The following is a 19,226-nucleotide window of genomic DNA, read 5'->3' on the forward strand; positions in this document are numbered from 1 at the left end:
AGGAGGCGAAACGCGGTGAGTGACAAACAAAAAGAATCCACCTTGCAAATTACGGGTATGACATGTGCAGCGTGTTCAAATCGAATTGAAAAAGGATTAAAAAAAATAGAAGGTGTAAAAGAAGCAAACGTGAATTTGGCTTTAGAAAGATCTACTATCATATTTGATCCGTCTAAAACAAGTCCACAGGCCTTTGAAGAAAAAATCGAAAAGCTTGGATACGGAGTTGTAAATGAAAAAGCCGAATTTGCTATTACTGGTATGACGTGCGCCGCTTGTTCGACTCGTATTGAAAAAGGGTTAAACAAATTAGAAGGCGTGACAAAGGCAAGTGTTAACCTTGCTTTAGAAACGGCTTCTGTTGAATACAGCCCTTCTCAAATAGCTCCGCAAGATATAACGCAGCGAGTTGAAAAACTTGGATACGGAGCAAAGCTAAAGTCGGAAGAAAGAGAAGAAGAGCAAAGCTACCGAGAAAAAGAACTGAGTAAACAAAGAGGAAAGTTTTGGTTTTCGTTTATTTTAAGCGTACCGTTATTATGGGCAATGGTTAGTCATTTTACGTTTACGTCGTTTATTCCTTTACCTCATATGCTGATGAATCCATGGGTTCAGCTCGCTTTAGCTACGCCTGTTCAATTCGTGGTAGGGAAACAATTTTATGTAGGTGCATTTAAAGCTCTGCGTAACAAAAGTGCCAACATGGATGTTTTAGTAGCACTAGGCACAAGCGCAGCTTATTTCTATAGTTTATACTCTTCTCTTAAATCGCTTGGCTCATCTGTTCATACAGCTCAGCTTTACTATGAAACGAGCGCTATATTAATTACGCTGATTCTTTTAGGGAAATTATTTGAAGCCAATGCCAAAGGCCGTTCTTCAGAAGCGATTAAAAAGATGATGGGCTTACAGGCTAAAACGGCCGTTGTCATAAGAGACGGAGCGGAAGTTGAAATTCCAGTGGAAGAAGTCCAAAAAGGCGAAGTTATTTTTATTAAGCCTGGTGAAAAAGTGCCTGTAGACGGAGAGATTATTGAAGGGCAATCGGCCTTAGATGAGTCCATGCTGACAGGTGAAAGCGTACCGGTAGATAAAAACATTGGAGATAAAGTCATTGGGGCCACACTTAATAAAAATGGTTTTCTAAAAATAAAAGCTACAAACGTTGGCAGGGAGACGGCGCTTGCGCAAATTATTAAAGTAGTAGAAGAAGCGCAGGGTTCTAAAGCGCCTATTCAGCGATTAGCTGATTATATCTCAGGTATATTCGTGCCAATTGTAGTCGGAATTGCACTTCTTACTTTCTTTGTTTGGTATATTTGGATTGCGCCTGGCGAATTTGCACCGGCTTTAGAAAAGCTCATTGCCGTACTAGTGATTGCATGTCCATGCGCGTTAGGCTTAGCTACTCCAACTTCCATTATGGCGGGGTCGGGCCGCGCAGCAGAATTTGGTATTTTGTTTAAAGGCGGGGAGCATTTAGAAGCAACGCATAAAATCGATACGATTCTTTTAGATAAAACGGGAACTGTTACAAATGGAACTCCCGAGTTAACCGATGTACGTATTGCACAAGACTACGAAGAAAATGAGCTATTGCAGTTAGTTGCATCGGCTGAGCGTTTGTCGGAGCATCCTCTCGCTCAAGCACTCGTAGCAGGTATAAAAAATAAAGGTATAGAGATTCAAGATCCGTTATCTTTTGAAGCTATTCCAGGGTATGGAGTGAAAGCAACTGTACAAGAGCGAGAGCTGTTAGTGGGAACAAGAAAGCTTATGAACCAACATAAAGTGAATATTGATACAGCCTTAGAAGAAATGACAAATTTAGAACGAGAAGGAAAAACGGTTATGCTCGTTGCTCTTGACGGAAAATATGCCGGCATGCTTGCTGTTGCAGATACCATTAAAGTGACTTCTAAAGAAGCAGTTTCCAGGTTAAAAGAAATGGGTTTAGAAGTGATGATGATTACAGGTGATAATCGTCAAACAGCTCAGGCTATTGCGATGCAAGCGGGTATTGAGCACGTTATAGCAGAAGTGTTGCCAGAAGGCAAAGCAGAAGAAGTAAAAAAGCTTCAGCAGCAAGGTAAAAAAGTCGCAATGGTAGGAGACGGTATTAATGATGCTCCTGCACTTGCGTTAGCTGATATTGGAATGGCCATCGGAACAGGAACGGATGTAGCGATGGAAGCCGCTGATATTACGCTGATGCGAGGAGACTTGATGAGCATTGCAGATGCGATTGAAATGAGTAGAAAAACGATTTCTAATATTAAGCAAAATTTATTCTGGGCAATGGGCTACAACACGCTTGGTATTCCAATTGCAGCAGTTGGGCTGTTAGCCCCTTGGGTCGCTGGAGCCGCGATGGCCTTTAGTTCTGTATCGGTTGTATTAAATGCACTGCGATTGCAGAGAGTGAGGCTATAAGATATGAAAAAGTGGATCGTCTCAGCTATTTTGTACGTGCTCGCAGTCATAGCAGTATATGCTATGTGGGCAATATAAACTAAAAAATATTAGAGTCATCGAGTCATTCTCGGTGAAAGTGATCTAAAAGCAAAGCTGCTAAAGAATATTCTTTAGCAGCTTTGTTAGGTGCAAGGAATTTTTTTGATTCAATTCATACCCTTTAAGATGAAGGTCTTCTGGGTGTTTTTGCTGAGCAATTAGCACATCACGTCCATCATCCATAATCCAAATGAAATAATGACGGCTAGAACCATTTCCATAGGTAATGGTCATTTTGCAATCGATGCTCCCAGCAGATTCTTCATCTAAGAGAAGTTTCATATGCTGCGCTTTTTTAATACTGTTAGTGAATGCATTCATATCTTGTTCATCGATAAATGTTTTGAGCGTTTTCATTTTAATGGACGTTACTTCTATTTTTTGTACGCTAGATGAGAGAGTGGAGTGTGCGGAAGCAAAAGGGGCTCCAATCACCAAGCTAAACGCAAGTAACAGTGAGGACAGAGCAAAGCGTATTTTTAGCATGTTTCTTTCCTCCTTTTATTTTTATATTTTTTCCTTGTGGTAAGTGATTCATACGAGGGCCTTTTTTAGGCACAGGAATTATTCGTGCCCAATTACCTTCATCTTCACAAAATCTGCACAAATTCTGGCTACAATAAAGAAAAGAAGAAGAGTAGGCAAAGATAAGTTGTTTCTAATGATTAAATGATTTTTATTTTAAAGTTTATTATGTGGAAAAGAGGGACTGTTATGAAAAAACAGCTATTTATTCTTGGGGCATCTGTCATTATTGGACTAAGCGGATGCGGAAACGATTCTAGTCATGAAAAGCCTTCAGCTGACAAAAACGAATCCATGCACGATCACTCAGAGATGAATCACTCTAGTTCAGGAGAGGTTCCAAAAGGATTAAAAAAAGCAGAGAATCCAACATATAAAGTTGGAGATAAAGCCGTTATAAAAGCAGATCATATGAAAGGCATGAACGGGGCTGAAGCAACGATTGTTGGTGCTTACGACACTACGGCCTATACCGTTTCGTATACGCCAAAGACTGGCGGGAAAAAAGTAAAAAATCATAAGTGGGTTATTCAAGAAGAAATAAAAGGTGCGGGTAACGAGCAGTTAAAGCCAGGTAGCGAAGTAACGCTTGAAGCAGATCATATGAAAGGTATGAAAGGGGCAAAAGCAACGATTGATTCAGCCGAAAAAACAACGGTATACATGGTAGACTACGCACCGACTACAGGCGGAGAGAAAGTAAAAAATCACAAGTGGGTAACCGAAAGTGAACTTTCAGCCAAATAGACTGTTAGCGAAAAAAGAGGCTGGTACAAAAGTATTTTAGGTGAAGGAAGATCCGAACGATGAATCGAGATTCTTGATTGAGAATCTCGATTCATCGTTTGGATTTTTTCGTTGTTATGGTGAATGTAGGTCGTTGCTTCTAGCTGTAGTTTGGATTGATTTAGTTATGACTTAATCTCTTTTTGTTTACTTCTTGTTTTATGTTTTATCATGAGGGATTTCTTGCATGATGGATGAAGAAAACGTATGTTTCTTTCAAAAGAAGTTGTGGTATTAAGTAGAATGCTACGGTAATAAAACGAACAAACTACTGATGAAAGGAGCTAGCTATGAGTGAACATACAGTAAAGCGAACAGGACGCACACGATGGTTCATTTCATCTTTGTTAAGCAGTATGATTATTTTAAATTATTTTGATCGTGTAGCGGTGTCAGTGGCCGCTCCTGCAATACAAGATGCATTTCACTTAACGGGAACAGAGCTCGGAATTGTCTTTTCTATTTATACGTATTCTTATACGATCATGCAAATACCTGCCGGAAGCTTGCTTGATCGGTTCGGAGTAGCATGGGTAACAAGAGTGGGTATGGTGATTTGGAGTTTATTAACGATGTCGATGGCATTTTTGCAAGGAAAACTTCTTCTCTATATCGTGCGATTTTTAATAGGAATAATGAGTGCTTCAGCTTTTCCAGCAGCGTCAAAAGCTACATCTCTATGGTTTCCTCCAAACGAAAGAAGCTTGCCAAATTCTTTGTTTGATTCAGCAGCCAAATTTTCAAATGTACTTGGCGCGCCTCTTGTAGCATTTCTCATCACTAAATTTGATTGGCGCACAGCATTTTTATCCATTGGAATTATAAACGTGCTGTTTACGCTGCTGTTTTGGTTTTATTACGAAAAACCAGAAAAGCATAGACGCATATCAGATGATGAGCTGAAGTATATTCAAGAAAATAATTTAAATGCGAACGATGAACAAACATCAAAATTTTTACATACCTTAAAAGTATTATTTACGAATCGAAAAGTTTGGGGGCTAATGATTGGGTTTACAGGCTATGGATATACGTTTAATTTACTGTTAACGTGGCTGCCAACTTTTTTAAAAGAAAAATACGGTATGGATATCATGTCATCGGGTCTGCTTACGGCAGTCCCTTGGCTAATTGCTACATTTGCTGGCATTTTAGTTGGCGGTTGGCTTGTTGATTACCTCATAAAAAAAGGATATAACAGTCAAAAAGTATATCGCACGATCATTGTTGTAGGATTATGCTTAGGGTTTGTTTTTTTAGGTTCTATTTTCACCAATAGTGTTGTAGTAGCGATGATTTGTATCTCGATTGGACTGGCAGGTATATCTGCAACGGCACCAATCGGCTGGTCAATTTCTGCTGAAATTGCGCCTGCAGGCTCCATTTCTCTTCTCAGTTCTATTGTTAATTTAGCTAATAATTTGTTTGGTGGAATTATAGCTACAGCTTTAACGGGATATCTTTTGGATAAAACCGGTTCTTTTAATCTAAGCTTTATTGTAGCGGGAATTGTATTGTTGCTAGGCTTAATTTTTTATATTTATGTGTTGGGAGATATTAAACAAATTAAAATTCCAAAAAACCAACGTACGAAGTAAAACCCCATGACTCGCTATGGGGTTTTACTTTTGATTATAAATAACGACCTTGCTCATGCACTTAGTGATGTGAAAAGTCTAGTCTTCTGATCTGACGCTATTAAAAGGAGAAACAAGATGAATTTGTTTATTTGAAACATGTGCTAGGGGCTTGTTTTAAAATAGCATTGTTGGTATAGCATGTTCTTAAAAAGGTTAAGATGGTTTTTATGAAGAAATTCTGTGTCTATTTTTGTGATTTCAGCAGAAGTAGATATGAACCGCACTATAAAAAATAGAAAGGCAGAGGAACATGAATCATAAAGAAAGTGAAAACAATACTGAGTTAAATCAAAGTCATTTGTTAAAGGAGCCTCAACGTATAGAATTATCTAAGTATCAAATTTTAAAAGCACTGATACCTGTTATTATACTGGGGATTGTCGTTTTAGTTGCCGTATTACAAAATGATGGTCTTCTTAATTGGATTTAGGCATGTAAAAGGGGTCTGTAACGTACAAACAGACATCGCAATCAGTAGAAATAATGGATTGCAACTTAGGCATGCAACAAAAAAACTGCATAGAGTGTAATTCAAATCGCTTGGATACAGTAGAGGGAAAGAGGGAGATATATGCCAAGAGTAACCGTTTTAGGATACGGAAGTTTTGAAGTGGCAAAAGGAAAAAAGCTTGTCTTGGCACTTGAAGACAACGGTATAAATATTCTTCATCGGTGCGGCGGGAAAGCCAAATGCACGACTTGCAGGGTAGAAGTGCTCGAAGGTGAATATTGTGATTTAACACACGCGGAGAAAAATGCATACTCAGAAAGTTCAATTGAAGATCATTTGCGCTTATCGTGCCAAATTCGTGTAAATGAAGATGTCACCGTTCGGCCAATACTAACGGTAGAAAGCTCAGGACGAGAAGCAGGACCTCGACCCGCAGAGTAGTCATGTAATTGCAAAAAGCAGCGTGTGGAATGTTTACATGCTGCTTTTTGTATGTTTACTTAAAAAAATAACAAGAACAGCTACGGGGAGTAGCAGCTGTTCTTGTTCAAGTAAAATACCTACGGAATGATTCCTTTAAATTTTAGCATTCTGTAAGGCGGGCAGTAAATCACTCAAAAGAGTGATTATAAAGGCTTTTTTCGAACGGTTATCTGCAAATAGATTTAATTGGATTCTTCAATCACATCTCCACTTTTGTAAATATGATACCAGCCTATGGTACCTGATCCCCCTTGATCCATCCAGTCTTTATTTTTTGCTACGAATCTATAGTAAGCTTTATCGTTGTTATCTTTCCGTAAGCGGTCGTCTGTACTGAAGACAATGTTGTCACCTAGTTCTTTTTTACCGAATGCAATAGCCGTGCTGACAGGAAATTGCTTTCTTTCTACCTTGTTCTCATCTAAAGCTGCCCATGTTAAGGGGCCAACAATACCATCTGGAGACAAGCTGTGATCGGTTTGAAATTCTTTTACTGCATTTTGTGTTTGCGTACCGAAAATTCCATCAACTGATGTGTTATACTTCACATCTTTTAAGCTTTGCTGTAAGTCCTTTACGTAGCTAGAGTGAGAACCTTTACGAAGCGTAGGCCTTGTTTCTGCTTTAGTTTCAATTTTTTGTGAGTAGGTATCTTTAGCAGCTGCTTCAGTAGTTGGAGTGCTGAATGCTACGCATGTTGTTACAAGGGTGAGAGTAGAAAGCATGACAAGTGTTTTTTTCGTTAACATGAAATAACCTCCTTGTTTTTAGCAACTATTTGTCGCTTTTCATGAGTTTTATAACTAATCAGTAGCTATAAAGTCAATTTATTATAGCGCAGACAGTTTTCTATTTGTTTTTATATTCCTATGATTATATAAGATAGTCATAAAAAACTAGTGAAGTAGATAAATCGTTCTATGTTTTCACTATAATTTCACTTTTCTCTGATACAGTACGGAATGAAAAATAGCAGGTGGAGTGTCTTGCATGATCATAGTGTGTTTTGCTGTATAGCACCCATAATAAATAAACGAATGAAGAGACTGCAAAGTGTCTTAGATCTCTTTGCAGTCTCTTCATGTTCAAGAGCTCTGCGTTCAAATAATAACTAGAAAGGAATTATGTGATGTCACCTCTGTATTCCCAGCATATAAGGAATCTTTTTTCGAAGCAAAAGTTTAATAAATTATCGCGTAAACAAATCTTTCTCTATATACTAGGAATTTGCTGTTTGTGTATAGCGCTAATAGTAACAAACCACAATTATTCGCTTTATAAAAAACCGATAGCGGAGGTAGTGAAGACGAATGTTGTAGAACAAAATAAATCTACTGATTTAAATCACAACAAAGATACCGTATATTCTCAAAAAATTGTTGCTAAAATCATGAACGGAAAATACAAAGGGAAGCTTATTCATTTAGAGAATACGTACTCATACTCAGGTGCTTATGATCAAAAGTACACTGTCGGAACAGATCTTTTTGTCTCCTTAGAAAAGAATTCACAGCATGCTTTAAGCGGCACGATTGAAGGAGTGAAGCGGGACACGCAGGTTACCGCTGTCGCGGGTTTATTTATATTAATTTTGCTGGCGATTGGAAAAAAACAAGGTTTTTATTCAATCATTAGCTTATTTATTAATATTGTACTTTTAATCGGGGCTCTCAATGTATATTTAGCACTAGGGAATGTGAGCTTGCTAGCTGTATGTATTGTTGCGGTCGTTCTTTTTACAGTTATTTCTTTATTATTAGTAAGCGGTAATCAAGAAAAAACGCATGTAGCAATTATTTCAACTTTAATAGGTACGTTTGTTTCTCTATTAATTGCGTACATCGTCATGCAGCTAACAGATTCGAACGGTCTTCATTATGAAGGAATGGAGTTTGTGACGATTCCTCCTCAAAAAATATTTATGAGTGAGGTACTAATAGGATCATTAGGAGCTGTGATGGATGTAGCTATTACCATTACTTCTTCTGTTTATGAACTATATGAAAAGAATAAAGAGATAGCGCACAAAGACTTACTGAAATCGGGCAAGGAAATTGGCGGAGACATTATGGGAGCCATGACGAATATTTTATTTTTTTCATATATAAGTGGAACAATTCCAATGGTCCTTCTTTATTTAAAAAACGGTTCTCCTTTAGGATACACGTTTTCAATGAATTTCTCGTTAGAGTTAATCCGTGCTCTTACTGGCAGCATTGGCATTGTGCTAGCGATTCCAATTACACTCTATCTTTCGATTCTTTTTATTTTTAGGAAGGGGAACAGAAAGTGAACGTTTTACTGTTGCTTGCTCTTATTTTATTTATTTTGATGAGTATGGTGGGCGGAAAAAAAGGAATTAGATCTTTCCTTGCTTTGTTCTTGAATTTTGGCGTTATTTTTCTAACCATTCTCTTTATGCTGTCTATAAAAAATACGATTATTGTTACGTTGATCGCTTGTACAATCATTAGCTGTATTAATTTATTTTATATTAATAAATTCAATCATAAAACGCTTGCTGCGTTTGTTTCAACGATTATTACCTTAGCCGTTTTAGTACTCTTTATTTTTATCATTGAACATCATGCCATGATTCAAGGGTTTGGAGAAGAACAAGAAGAAGAAATTAACGCTTTTTCACTTTACGTTGGAATTGACTTTGCTAAAATAGCCATTTGTACAATTATTATGGGAGCCATAGGAGCGATCATTGATATTTCGCTATCTATTTCATCTTCTATGAATGAATTATTTGTTCATGACCCGTCCGTAACTAAAAAAAATCTCTTCAATTCAGGACTGAAAATTGGAAGAGATATTTTAGGCACTACAACCAATACACTGTATTTTGCATTTGTAGGGGGATATTTGACTTTAATTATATGGTTTAAGAGATTGTCGTATTCGTTTGGAGATATTATCAATTCAAAAACCTTTTGTGCAGAAGTCATTTCTATCTTAAGCGGAGGCATTGGTGTAGCCATTATTATTCCAATTACTTCGTGGATTAGTGCCTCTATTTTTTTACAAAAAAGAGAAAAAGCGAACCATATGTACAAATAAAAAAAGAAAAAATTTAAGAAAATGCCCATCCAACTGGTAGTCAGTAATATTTGGATGGGCATTCACATTATTGGTGGAATGTTGAAAAGAAACTTAATGTAGGCTGGAAGTTATAGTTGAACGAAGGATTATTCTCTATTTTTCTTACTGATAGATAATACGAAAAGGCCAGGAAGCAGAATTTACAGGAGAAGCAGCTTTTACAAGGACGGTCTCACCGTTTGCTGGAAGCAGATTTTTAAACACATAAATTCTACGCTCACCTCTTGGAGATCCAGGTCCTCTGGAGGTTTTTTGGTGTATAATATTTCGTTCATTTTTTGGATCGAGTACCCAATGTGCGTACCAAATCTGCCGTAAAAATTGTCTATTTGTACTTTGCGAACGTTCATCAAATATACAGTGATTCACTTGGCCTGTCCAATATAGATATCGCCCATTTCCTATATGCCATTCATCTCCTATCCGATATCTGATTCCTACACATTCACCAGGATAGATAATATCAGGGATATTATAATGATTCTCTCTTTGACAGCTAGGGTCACTATATTGTGTATAAGGCGTAACTTCTACTTTTTCTAACTGATTTTTTCTAAAATACAAATACTGCTGCGTGACTTGGCCTGTCGTTCGGTTTACGGCTCGGTGGCTAAGAAGAATACCATTATAAGTCTGTAACTTTGTGTTATCGATGCTTCTTGTAACCGTTAAGGTACCAGCATTTGAGCTTATGACGCCGACTACTAATCTTCCATTATGAACACAGTACCCGTTTCTGCAAGAGGCACCGGCATTAGCTCGATATAGAACTCCTACGCATGTCCCACTATTAATTAAAGTCAATTATATTCACCTCGCATTCCAACTTGTTTTATAGAAACAGCTTTCGAAAGTGCTCTTCGGTTGAAACTCTTTCTATAGATCATCCGGGCCGTATCGATAGGAAGGCTGTGTTTGAATAAAGTAGCCATTTCGTACTTGAGCCACCCAGTTTTGAAATATTTCTCTCCATTCAACACGGTTAAAAAACTCATCAAGCGGTTTTGTAGAATCTCATTCAATAATAAAGAAAGGAACTACTGATGGATTCCAAACGCCTATACTATTGACACCTGATTCTTTGATAAGAAGTAAAGGCAGGCCTCGTTGGTAACCCATGCTTGGCTCTATTTGTAAAAACGGAGCACCTTCCCATGATGGTGGCGGAGGTGTACCGCCGGGAATATTCGTCATGGTATAATTGGCAAAGACTTGCTGCATATTCACCGCGATCAACCCATAGCTAGAGAGTATCATTCGGCGAACGCTTGTTATTGTTTTATTAGGATATTGCTCTGTATCAGGCAGTGTACGAGGGAAAAGAAGAGCACGTTCAATTTCATCAATTAAACGATTAAGAAATCTTGTTTGAGTAGTATTAAGCATAGAAGGGTGGCTGAGGAATACAGGGATTTTAAAAGCTCTGTCGGCTGTATTTTTCAAAGGAATTTTAGGGGAAGCAGAGGGCGATACTTTATTGTCTCTAAGAGAGTAAGGCTTGTCTACATAATATTTACCATCTTGAGGGTTATAATAGGAATAATGTTTTTTTATCATAATCATCTTTTCTTATTTTTCTCTATATTTTATGCGGATCGACAAAATAAGTATGTATGTTTGTCCAAGGACATTAGGAGCATTTTTACGAGAAAATATACCTATAGTATTATGTGCTAGATTTTGTTTAGATTAGTAGGGGAAAAATAACTTCTTTAAATCCTTAGACAACTACTAAATCACTTTTAGTTTACTAAAAAATTGTAAAGCATTTAGAAATCAATTATAGTAATGAGCATTAATACATAAGCACATTATTATCTATCAACTGAAAGGGAGTAGGAGGTATTCATTAATGAGCACAAAATCTATAGATAGTATTGAAAAAGCAGCCCAAATCTTAAAATTATTGGGAGATAAAACAAGGCTTTCGATGGTTAAATTAATAGAGAACAATGAATGCTGTGTTTGTGAGTTCGTAGATATCTATCAAGCTAGCCAACCTTCAATTAGTCAGCATTTACGAAAATTAAGAGATGCTGAACTTGTGAAGGAAAGAAGAAAAGGGCAATGGGTTTTTTATTCTCTTAATAAAGAAAGCCAGTACTATGAGTTTGTTCTGGGCATACTTGAATCTGTACCAAGTCAGGACGAACGTTTAAAAGAGCTGGAAAAACAAGGACTGCGTATTAGTTGTTGTGAATAATTGGAGGTTTAAAAAGTGGCATCAGTTGTACTAGCATCATTGATTTTTTTAGTAACATTAATTTTTGTCATTTGGCAGCCGAAAAATTTATCAATCGGCTGGTCGGCTTGCGGGGGAGCTATGATTGCTTTACTGGCAGGCGTTGTTGATTTTCAAGACGTTCTTGAGGTAACCAGCATTGTGTGGAATGCGACTCTTACGTTTATTGCTATTATTATTATTTCTTTAATTTTAGATGAAATTGGTTTCTTTGAATGGGCAGCGCTTCATATGGCTAGAGCTGCAGGAGGGAACGGCGTGCGTATGTTTGTGTACGTGTCTCTTCTTGGAGCCGTTGTAGCAGCGCTATTTGCTAATGACGGAGCAGCGTTGATTTTAACACCCATTGTACTAGCCATGGTTCGGGCATTAAAGTTCGACGATAAAATGGTTTTTCCGTTTATTATCGCAAGTGGATTTATTGCAGATACAACGTCGCTGCCCCTTGTTGTTAGTAACTTAGTAAATATCGTATCAGCCGACTTCTTCGGTATTAGCTTTTCTGAATTTGCATCACGCATGATTGTTCCAGATTTGGTTTCTCTGTTTGCAAGTATTATGGTCTTATATCTGTATTTCCGCAAAAGAATTCCTAAGAAATACAATGTAGCAGATTTACAGAAGCCAGTGGATGCCATCAAAGATGAAAAGATGTTTCGATTATCTGGAATTGTCTTAGTTTTGTTAGTGCTAGGCTATTTAATTGGAGAATTCTTTAGCGTCCCTGTTTCGATTATTGCAGGTATTATTGCTATTCTGTTTTTGATGATGGCTAAAAAAAGCCGAGCGGTTCATACAAAAAAAGTGTTACGGGGAGCTCCATGGGCGATTGTCTTTTTCTCTATCGGCATGTATGTTGTTGTATACGGCTTGCGTAATGCTGGTTTAACAGAAATTCTGGCTGACGTGATCCAAGCAACGGCTAGTCATGGACTGTTTGCAGCAACAATTGGCATGGGATTCACTGCGGCTATTCTTTCATCGATTATGAACAATATGCCAACCGTTATGATTGATGCACTAGCAATCGATGCAACACACGCGGCTGGAACAATCAAGGCAGCGTTGATTTATGCAAACGTTATTGGATCGGATTTAGGTCCGAAAATTACCCCGATTGGTTCTTTAGCGACGCTTTTATGGCTTCATGTTCTTTCAACAAAAGGCGTGAAAATTTCATGGGGAACGTATCTTAAAACGGGTATTATCTTAACGATTCCGACATTGTTTATTACGCTTGTTGGTTTGTATGTTTGGTTATTGATTATTTCATAACACGTCCAGATTTGTTTTAGTCGATATGATAATGGCTGTTGCCAGAAAAATTCAGATATGTATCAAAGCTGTAGAAAATGATCTACAGCTTTTTTATTGAAAAGCTATAACGGACAGCGACGCGTTTTTAAAATGAGATAGGTATCTCTCATCTAAACTACTTTTCTCCTCATTCATACTCCAACAGCTCTTTCTATGATAAAATAATAAAACTGACTAAGTTTCACATGGAAATTTGAAATGTAAGGTGATTAAATACATGAAGTTAATTATTGCAGAAAAGCCGGATCAAGGATTGACTCTAGCTTCACAGTTTAAGCCGAAGCGTCACGACGGCTATTTAGAGATTCCACCGAATGAAGTGTTTACAGACGGAGCGTATGTGACGTGGGCAGTGGGGCATTTATGTCAGCTTGTAAGTCCGGAAGATTATAAGCCGGAGTGGAAAAAGTGGTCAATTGACACGCTGCCGATGATTCCAGACCGCTTTCAATATGAAGTGACGCGCTCAAAAGCTAAGCAGTTTCAAGTGGTAAAAAAACTGCTTAAAAAGCCGACGGTCACAGAAATTATTCATGCGGGAGATGCGGGGCGTGAAGGAGAATTGATTGTTCGTAATATCATTCAGCTTTCAGGTGTGCATAAGCCGATGAAGCGATTGTGGATTTCTTCTTTAACGCCAAAGGCCATTTATGATGGGTTTCAACAGTTAAAAGACGAAAGCGATACGCGTAACCTTTATTATGAAGCATATACAAGAGCATGTGCGGATTGGGTCGTTGGGATGAATGCTTCACGGGTGTATAGCATTTTGTTAAAAAAGCATGGTATGTCAGATGTTTTTTCGGCAGGGCGCGTGCAGACGCCAACTCTTGCTTTGATCGTGAAGCGTGAAAAAGAAATTGATAACTTTAAATCAGAGCCTTTTTGGGAAGTGCTTGCTAAGTTTGATATTGAAGGAAAGAAGTATGAAGGCAAATGGCATCAAGACGGAGAATCGCGTCTTAAAGAAAAAGAAATGGCCTATAAAATTGCTCAGTTTTGCGAAGGAAAAGACGCGGAAGTTCATGAACTCGTAACGGAGCGAAAAGAGTTCCAGCCGCCTTTATTATTTAACCTATCATCACTTCAAGCAACCGCCAATAAAGCGTTTAAGTTTTCTCCTAAAAAGACGCTTGATGTGCTGCAAGGGCTGTATCAGAAAGGAATTGTTTCTTATCCAAGATCAGACTCAAACTATGTAACAGAAGGAGAAGCGGAAACGTTTCCTGAGATTTTAGAAAAACTGAGTGCTTTTTCTGAATACGAACATTTATTTCCGCTTCCTTACTCTTCAGTCCTGGGAAATAAACGCTATGTAAATGCAAAAAAAGTGAGCGATCACTATGCGATTATTCCAACGGAACAAGTGAAGGACCCCAGCAAACTGTCAGGAGACGAACAGAAAATTTACGACCTAGTCGTAAGACGTCTAATTGCGGCACACTATGAAAAAGCGATTTTCGACTATACAACGATTACGACACTCGTGGAAAAGCGAGCAGCTTTTATTTCAAAAGGAAAGCAGCAAATTCAAGAAGGCTGGCGCAAAGTAATTTTTCAAAACGAGAAAGACGACGACGTTATTCTTCCGAATGTCCAAGAAGGGGAAGAAGGAAAAGTTGTTAAAGTAGACGTAAAAGAAGGTAAAACACAGCCTCCAAAACGCTACACGGAAGGTCAGTTGATTACGCTGATGAAGACAGCGGGTAAGCATTTGGATAATGATGAGCTGGAGAAAATTTTAGCAAAGTCAGAAGGGTTAGGGACTGAAGCTACGCGTGCGGGAATCATTACAATGCTTAAAGACCGTAAATATATTGATGTGAAAAAAAACCAAGTGTTTGCGACTGATAAAGGAAAGGTATTGATTGACGCGATTGGCGATAAAATTTTAGCTTCACCAGAAATGACGGCTAAGTGGGAGCAGCGTTTAGCTGAAATTGGAGAAGGAGCAGCATCGGCCGCTGCTTTTATGGAACAAACAAAAAAGCTGTCAGCTAAAATTATCGAAGACGCTGTCGAAGCAGAAAGTAAGTGGAACTTCAGCGGATACGACACTGAATCCATTCAGCGAAAAGGAAAAGGAAAAGGTAAAAGCTTCTCTTCTAAATCGTTTGGTTCGTGTAAGCTTTGCGACGGAAAAGTAGTCGATAAAGGTTCATTTTACGGATGCTCAAACTATGCAAAAACCAAATGCACGTTTACCGTATCGAAAAAGATTTTAGGTAAAACAGTCACCCAAGCTAATTTAAAAAAACTGTTAAGTGAAGGACAGACAGATTTGATTGAAGGCTTTAAAAAAGGCGATAAAACCTTTAATGCCAAGTTAGAATGGAAAGAAAATAAAGTGCAGTTTTTATTTGAAAAATAGAGGGATAAAAAGCGTTTGCTAAAGAGCAGGCGCTTTTTACATGCGAAGAAACAGGATTTCTCCAGCTTTTCTAGAAGTTCTTACATAGCTTATTTATCTAAAGGATGAGATTGATGAAACGAATGAGTAAAGGGATGATTCCGTTTTGGGATTATATTGGCATTGAAGAAACGCTGCTTGAAAAAGGATATGCGGAGTTAAAAATCACGATTCAGCCGCAGCTTCTGCAAGGAAGAGGAACGGTTCATGGAGGCGTTATTGCTACGCTTATCGACGCGGCGGTTGGTTCAGCTGTGCGGTCTTCTCTTTCTGAGGAGGAAAGTGCCAGTACAGTTGAATTAAAAGTAAATTACACAAGGCCGGGTATAGGTGATTATTTAGTTGCTAAATCCACACTGTCTCATCGCGGCAAAACGCTTGCTGTTGGAGAAGTGAAAATTGAAGACAGCAGCGGCAAGCTTGTTGCGCTTGGCAGTGCAACATATATGATTTTTTCAGCAGAAAAAGCTTAGGATTTTAAGCTTTTTCTGCTGAATGCAGCTGCTGGCTAATGAATGAAATAATTGTTTCATAGTAAGCTTTGGGATGAGGAGCAAATTCACTTTTGTGTGCTGTACGGTGAATGGGCTCTTTTTTATTTGTTATCCCTTCAATGATCAGTTCTGTTTGATTTCCAAGCCACAGTTCGCAAAAGTGAGAAAACGGCGCTTTTACAAGCCCTGATACTTCTTCTTGCTGCAACGTAAAAGCAGTGAGCGGATGAGAGCTGTAATATAAAAATATGTGTGCGAATTCTTTGTCAATATAGTGCGGCTGAGATACTTCATATTTAAATACATCTAAAGGAAGCAATTCATCAAATGAAATGTTGACGCCGAGCTCTTCGTGAATTTCTCTTACACCGTCCACAGCGGTTTCTGTATGAAGCAAATGTCCGGCAGCTGTAATATCGAGCGCACCCGGATAATCTTGTTTTTGTTCGCTGCGAATTTGAAAATAAATATAGTCTATATCATTTTCACGGCTGACAAACCAGCAGTGAAACGCTTCGTGCCAATAGCCTTTTTCGTGCACTTTTTTGCGAGACGCTGTTCCTATGCGCTCCTGTTGATCGTTAAATACCATTAACATTTCATCGTTCATGATAAGTTCCCCATTTCTTTCCGACTTCTTTCTACTCTAACCCGTCGTGAAGTTGATGTAAATAATGGAAGGTGAAAAAACGTGTTCATACATAAAAATAAGTACAAGATAAAGGATACATCAATTTTAGTAAAGAAGGTGCATGCGTTGAATCATTGGATGGAAGTAGTACTTCGTTCAGTGCTGATTTTACTTGGCTTGTTTTTTATTACAAAGCTGTTGGGGAAAAAACAGTTATCCAAACTTTCTTTTTTTGAATATATCGTTGGCATTACAATTGGAGATATTGCAGGAACAATTTCAATGGATGTAGATTTACAGGCAAGTCACGGGGGAGTCGCGATTTTAGTGTGGGCATCCTTTCTTATTTTTGTATCAAACGTATCGTTAAAAAGTATAAGCTTTCGAAAAGCGGTGGAAGGGACGACAACGATCCTCATTAAAGAAGGAAAAATTCTTGAGGGAAATGTAAAAAAAGAAAAATATACAGTAGATGAGCTCATGGAGCAGCTTCGGAAAAAAGACATCTTTTACGTGGAAGACGTAGCTTTTGCTATGCTCGAAACCAACGGGGAATTAAGCGTGCTGTTAAAAAAAGAAAAGCAAAACGTTACGAGAGAAGATTTATTAATAAAAGGAGAGGCGACACGATTACCTCAAACGATTATCATGGACGGAAATATAATGAAAGAAGCGGTTCATGAGCTAGGATATAGCGTAGCGTGGGTTAAAGAACAGCTCAAAAAGAAAGATGCTGCAGTCGATAAGGTATTTTTAGGCCAAGCAGACTCAGCAGGTCATCTGTATCTTGATTATTATGAAGACTAAGGCTGAGAGAAAAGTATTTTAGCCCAAGTGAAAAACGAACCATTAATCAACATGTCTGATTAGTGGTTCGTTTTTTTGTGATTGTGAACATAGTATTATCTGTTTCGTTCCTTCTAGCAGTTGATTGGAGGGCAAGCCGAAGACTCCTGCGGAAAGCGAAGCCTTGCACGGAAATCAACTGCGGTGTAATAAGCAGTCCAGCTCATGTATCTCATTGATTTGTCTTTAGGTTGGATTCATTTAGTTATGTCTCAACCTCAGCGAGGATCTACTTCTTGCCCAGATTTTATGTCGATTACTTTAAGGTTATTTTGAGGTGCTTTAATATCTTTGCTTGCAGGCGCTGCTTTTTTATTTTCCACCCAGTCTACTAACAAATCAAAAGATTGATGAGCATATGGAAGCAGAGGCTGAAGCTCTTGATTTGGATCCGTTTGTTTATTCCATACTAAGCTGTCAACGTGATTTCCGTTTTTAACGGTATAGAGACGATGAAGGTTTGCCTTGCCAGCTTTTTTAACGAGTTTTTCATAGCCTTCCGCGTGAATAGACGGGAAGATAAGTGAATCGAGAGAGCCAGCCATACTGATAAGAGGTACATCGATATCGCCCGTATTTTCTACTTTTGCTACATTTTCTTTTACGCTTTTTGGACGGGTTTGATAGCGATAATTTTCAAAGATATAATCCCATGAGCGATCACGTAGACCTGCTGAAGTAAAGTTTAAATAGTTGTGCCAGTTTGTTCTTCCTGGAGCAGTTGGATCAAAGTGATCACGGTAAATGTTTAATGTGACCGCCCAGTACACTTGATCATGATAATTCCACAATTTTTCTGATCCTTTCGGAAGACCTGCTTTGTACATTTGTTTCATGGCTTTTTTCTGTTCTTTTCCCGTTCCGTACAGCGCTTCTTCTGCGTTGTTGACAACAGGTGTTAGTGAGCTAATTAAATTTGGCGCTTTTGCACTCCATAATACGCCTTCCCAATCGACGCCTCCATCAAATAAACGAGGCTCTTTTGTTTGTTTTGGATCATCGTGTTCAAGTGCGTATCTGACGACGTATCCACCGTTTGAAATGCCAATTGCATACGTTGGTACTTTATGATCGTTTCGAATCAAATCGCTTGCAGGATTTTTTTGATTGGACGGGTTGATTAGCTTGTCTGAATAATGAGTAGTCAAGTATTGCTGGGCAGCTTTTGTCAGCTGACGATAGCGCATATTCCATTCTGCTACGCTGTCGTCATCGTTAGCGAGTGCATTTTTTACTTTAGCAAAAGGATCGTTAGGATCACTTTCTCCTTGTGTTCCTTTATCGGTGGCTGCAAACGCATAGCCTTTTTTAAGAACGTAATCGCTGAATAATAAATCGGTGGACGTTTCGTTGCGCGTGGCAGGAATGCCGGCTACTACAAGTTTTCCGTTCCAGTTATCAGGAACACGGATGACGAACTGAGCGTCTTCAAAAATGCCATTTACTTGGGTTCCTTTGACCGCAGCGGGCTGATTGATTCGATACCAGCCCGATCCATCTTCAGGTTTCCCCCAGTTATAAGGAGTAAGCCCAATATTGCCATAGAGCGTAGCCTGCTGATATTGAGCGGGGTTTTTAGTGGTGAGCCAATTTCCGTTCGCTCCGTCAAAATAGGTTTCTGCTGACTGATCAGCATTTGGGATTACATCTGTGTTGGTAGAAGCTTCAGCAAGAGATCCTGAAGCTGAAAAACAAAGAGCAGCAGAAAAAGTAAGCGCTATCATTTTTCGTTTCACATTTCTTCCTCCTCATAAAAATACTCATACCTTTTAAGTAAAT

At 38.5% G+C, this 19,226-nt stretch carries 18 protein-coding genes; 12 read left to right on the plus strand and 6 right to left on the minus strand.

Going from position 1 to position 19,226, the window contains the following annotated elements:
• Positions 1–15: 15 nt before the first annotated feature.
• Positions 16–2,433, plus strand: a complete 2,418-nt coding sequence (locus ACFX4G_RS04845) for a heavy metal translocating P-type ATPase (protein WP_097823664.1) — start codon at positions 16–18, stop codon at positions 2,431–2,433.
• Between the two features lie 138 nt (positions 2,434–2,571).
• Here ACFX4G_RS04845 and ACFX4G_RS04850 read toward each other — a convergent pair whose 3' ends face one another.
• Entirely contained in the window at positions 2,572–3,000 is a 429-nt protein-coding gene (locus ACFX4G_RS04850; RefSeq protein ID WP_097823663.1) for a hypothetical protein, read from the minus strand.
• A gap of 228 nt (positions 3,001–3,228) precedes the next feature.
• Here ACFX4G_RS04850 and ACFX4G_RS04855 point away from each other — a divergent pair, with 228 nt between their 5' ends.
• From ACFX4G_RS04855 to ACFX4G_RS04870, 4 genes are all read left to right on the plus strand, one after another.
• Positions 3,229–3,786: a YdhK family protein gene (locus ACFX4G_RS04855; RefSeq protein WP_034652802.1), complete on the plus strand. Its 558-nt coding sequence runs from the start codon at positions 3,229–3,231 to the stop codon at positions 3,784–3,786.
• A 329-nt stretch (positions 3,787–4,115) separates the two neighbouring features.
• Entirely contained in the window at positions 4,116–5,423 is a 1,308-nt protein-coding gene (locus ACFX4G_RS04860; protein ID WP_097823661.1) for an MFS transporter, read from the plus strand.
• Between the two features lie 292 nt (positions 5,424–5,715).
• Positions 5,716–5,895: a hypothetical protein gene (locus ACFX4G_RS04865; protein WP_013082801.1), complete on the plus strand. Its 180-nt coding sequence runs from the start codon at positions 5,716–5,718 to the stop codon at positions 5,893–5,895.
• Positions 5,896–6,036: 141 nt separating this feature from the next.
• Complete coding sequence (locus ACFX4G_RS04870; protein WP_034264498.1) at positions 6,037–6,357, plus strand: 2Fe-2S iron-sulfur cluster-binding protein; 321 nt, start codon at positions 6,037–6,039, stop codon at positions 6,355–6,357.
• A gap of 224 nt (positions 6,358–6,581) precedes the next feature.
• On the opposite strand, the gene ACFX4G_RS04875 is transcribed toward ACFX4G_RS04870, so the two are convergent.
• Complete coding sequence (locus ACFX4G_RS04875; RefSeq protein WP_377573062.1) at positions 6,582–7,148, minus strand: peptidoglycan-binding domain-containing protein; 567 nt, start codon at positions 7,146–7,148, stop codon at positions 6,582–6,584.
• Between the two features lie 551 nt (positions 7,149–7,699).
• Between ACFX4G_RS04875 and ACFX4G_RS04880 the strand changes: the two genes are divergently transcribed.
• Positions 7,700–8,692 carry a YibE/F family protein gene (locus tag ACFX4G_RS04880; protein ID WP_377569526.1) on the plus strand — a complete coding sequence of 331 codons (993 nt, stop codon included), beginning with the start codon at positions 7,700–7,702 and terminating at the stop codon, positions 8,690–8,692.
• On the plus strand, positions 8,689–9,465 hold the full coding sequence (locus ACFX4G_RS04885; protein ID WP_043981974.1) for a YibE/F family protein: 777 nt from the start codon (positions 8,689–8,691) through the stop codon (positions 9,463–9,465). The genes ACFX4G_RS04880 and ACFX4G_RS04885 overlap by 4 nt, the downstream gene beginning before the upstream one ends.
• A gap of 144 nt (positions 9,466–9,609) precedes the next feature.
• Here the strand turns inward: ACFX4G_RS04885 and ACFX4G_RS04890 are convergent, their stop codons facing one another.
• Both ACFX4G_RS04890 and ACFX4G_RS04895 read right to left on the minus strand, forming a co-directional pair.
• Complete coding sequence (locus ACFX4G_RS04890; protein ID WP_377573065.1) at positions 9,610–10,311, minus strand: hypothetical protein; 702 nt, start codon at positions 10,309–10,311, stop codon at positions 9,610–9,612.
• Between the two features lie 210 nt (positions 10,312–10,521).
• The gene (locus ACFX4G_RS04895) at positions 10,522–11,064 is read right to left on the minus strand and encodes a hypothetical protein (protein WP_322551975.1); all 543 of its coding nucleotides are present in this window, start codon (positions 11,062–11,064) and stop codon (positions 10,522–10,524) included.
• Between the two features lie 295 nt (positions 11,065–11,359).
• On the opposite strand from ACFX4G_RS04895, the gene ACFX4G_RS04900 reads away from it, so the two are divergent.
• The 4 genes from ACFX4G_RS04900 (at position 11,360) to ACFX4G_RS04915 (ending at position 15,949) form a co-directional block, all read left to right on the plus strand.
• Positions 11,360–11,710, plus strand: a complete 351-nt coding sequence (locus ACFX4G_RS04900) for an ArsR/SmtB family transcription factor (protein ID WP_013056623.1) — start codon at positions 11,360–11,362, stop codon at positions 11,708–11,710.
• 15 nt (positions 11,711–11,725) lie between these two features.
• Positions 11,726–13,024, plus strand: coding sequence for an arsenic transporter (locus tag ACFX4G_RS04905; RefSeq protein WP_377569528.1), 1,299 nt, complete (start codon positions 11,726–11,728; stop codon positions 13,022–13,024).
• A gap of 259 nt (positions 13,025–13,283) precedes the next feature.
• Positions 13,284–15,437, plus strand: a complete 2,154-nt coding sequence (locus tag ACFX4G_RS04910) for a DNA topoisomerase III (protein WP_377573068.1) — start codon at positions 13,284–13,286, stop codon at positions 15,435–15,437.
• A 113-nt stretch (positions 15,438–15,550) separates the two neighbouring features.
• Positions 15,551–15,949, plus strand: coding sequence for a PaaI family thioesterase (locus ACFX4G_RS04915; RefSeq protein WP_043981982.1), 399 nt, complete (start codon positions 15,551–15,553; stop codon positions 15,947–15,949).
• A gap of 4 nt (positions 15,950–15,953) precedes the next feature.
• On the opposite strand, the gene ACFX4G_RS04920 is transcribed toward ACFX4G_RS04915, so the two are convergent.
• Positions 15,954–16,583: an NUDIX hydrolase gene (locus ACFX4G_RS04920; RefSeq protein WP_377573797.1), complete on the minus strand. Its 630-nt coding sequence runs from the start codon at positions 16,581–16,583 to the stop codon at positions 15,954–15,956.
• A gap of 135 nt (positions 16,584–16,718) precedes the next feature.
• On the opposite strand from ACFX4G_RS04920, the gene ACFX4G_RS04925 reads away from it, so the two are divergent.
• Entirely contained in the window at positions 16,719–17,408 is a 690-nt protein-coding gene (locus tag ACFX4G_RS04925; protein WP_230184772.1) for a DUF421 domain-containing protein, read from the plus strand.
• A gap of 257 nt (positions 17,409–17,665) precedes the next feature.
• Here the strand turns inward: ACFX4G_RS04925 and ACFX4G_RS04930 are convergent, their stop codons facing one another.
• Positions 17,666–19,183 (minus strand): alpha/beta hydrolase, encoded by a 1,518-nt coding sequence (locus ACFX4G_RS04930; RefSeq protein WP_377569530.1) that lies wholly within the window; start codon positions 19,181–19,183, stop codon positions 17,666–17,668.
• Positions 19,184–19,226: the final 43 nt, after the last annotated feature.

The sequence above is a fragment of the Priestia sp. YIM B13486 genome (genome assembly GCF_042787865.1).
GTDB lineage: Bacteria > Bacillota > Bacilli > Bacillales > Bacillaceae_H > Priestia > Priestia megaterium.

Bases quoted from the DNA above. Each gene is read 5' to 3' on its own strand.
- ACFX4G_RS04910 (WP_377573068.1), top strand. From the start codon at position 13,284: ATGAAGTTAATTATTGCAGAAAAGCCGGATCAAGGATTGACTCTAGCT.
- ACFX4G_RS04915 (WP_043981982.1), top strand. From the start codon at position 15,551: ATGAAACGAATGAGTAAAGGGATGATTCCGTTTTGGGATTATATTGGC.
- ACFX4G_RS04870 (WP_034264498.1), top strand. From the start codon at position 6,037: ATGCCAAGAGTAACCGTTTTAGGATACGGAAGTTTTGAAGTGGCAAAA.
- ACFX4G_RS04855 (WP_034652802.1), top strand. From the start codon at position 3,229: ATGAAAAAACAGCTATTTATTCTTGGGGCATCTGTCATTATTGGACTA.
- ACFX4G_RS04850 (WP_097823663.1), bottom strand. From the start codon at position 3,000: ATGCTAAAAATACGCTTTGCTCTGTCCTCACTGTTACTTGCGTTTAGC.
- ACFX4G_RS04900 (WP_013056623.1), top strand. From the start codon at position 11,360: ATGAGCACAAAATCTATAGATAGTATTGAAAAAGCAGCCCAAATCTTA.
- ACFX4G_RS04860 (WP_097823661.1), top strand. From the start codon at position 4,116: ATGAGTGAACATACAGTAAAGCGAACAGGACGCACACGATGGTTCATT.
- ACFX4G_RS04895 (WP_322551975.1), bottom strand. From the start codon at position 11,064: ATGATAAAAAAACATTATTCCTATTATAACCCTCAAGATGGTAAATAT.
- ACFX4G_RS04875 (WP_377573062.1), bottom strand. From the start codon at position 7,148: ATGTTAACGAAAAAAACACTTGTCATGCTTTCTACTCTCACCCTTGTA.
- ACFX4G_RS04865 (WP_013082801.1), top strand. From the start codon at position 5,716: ATGAATCATAAAGAAAGTGAAAACAATACTGAGTTAAATCAAAGTCAT.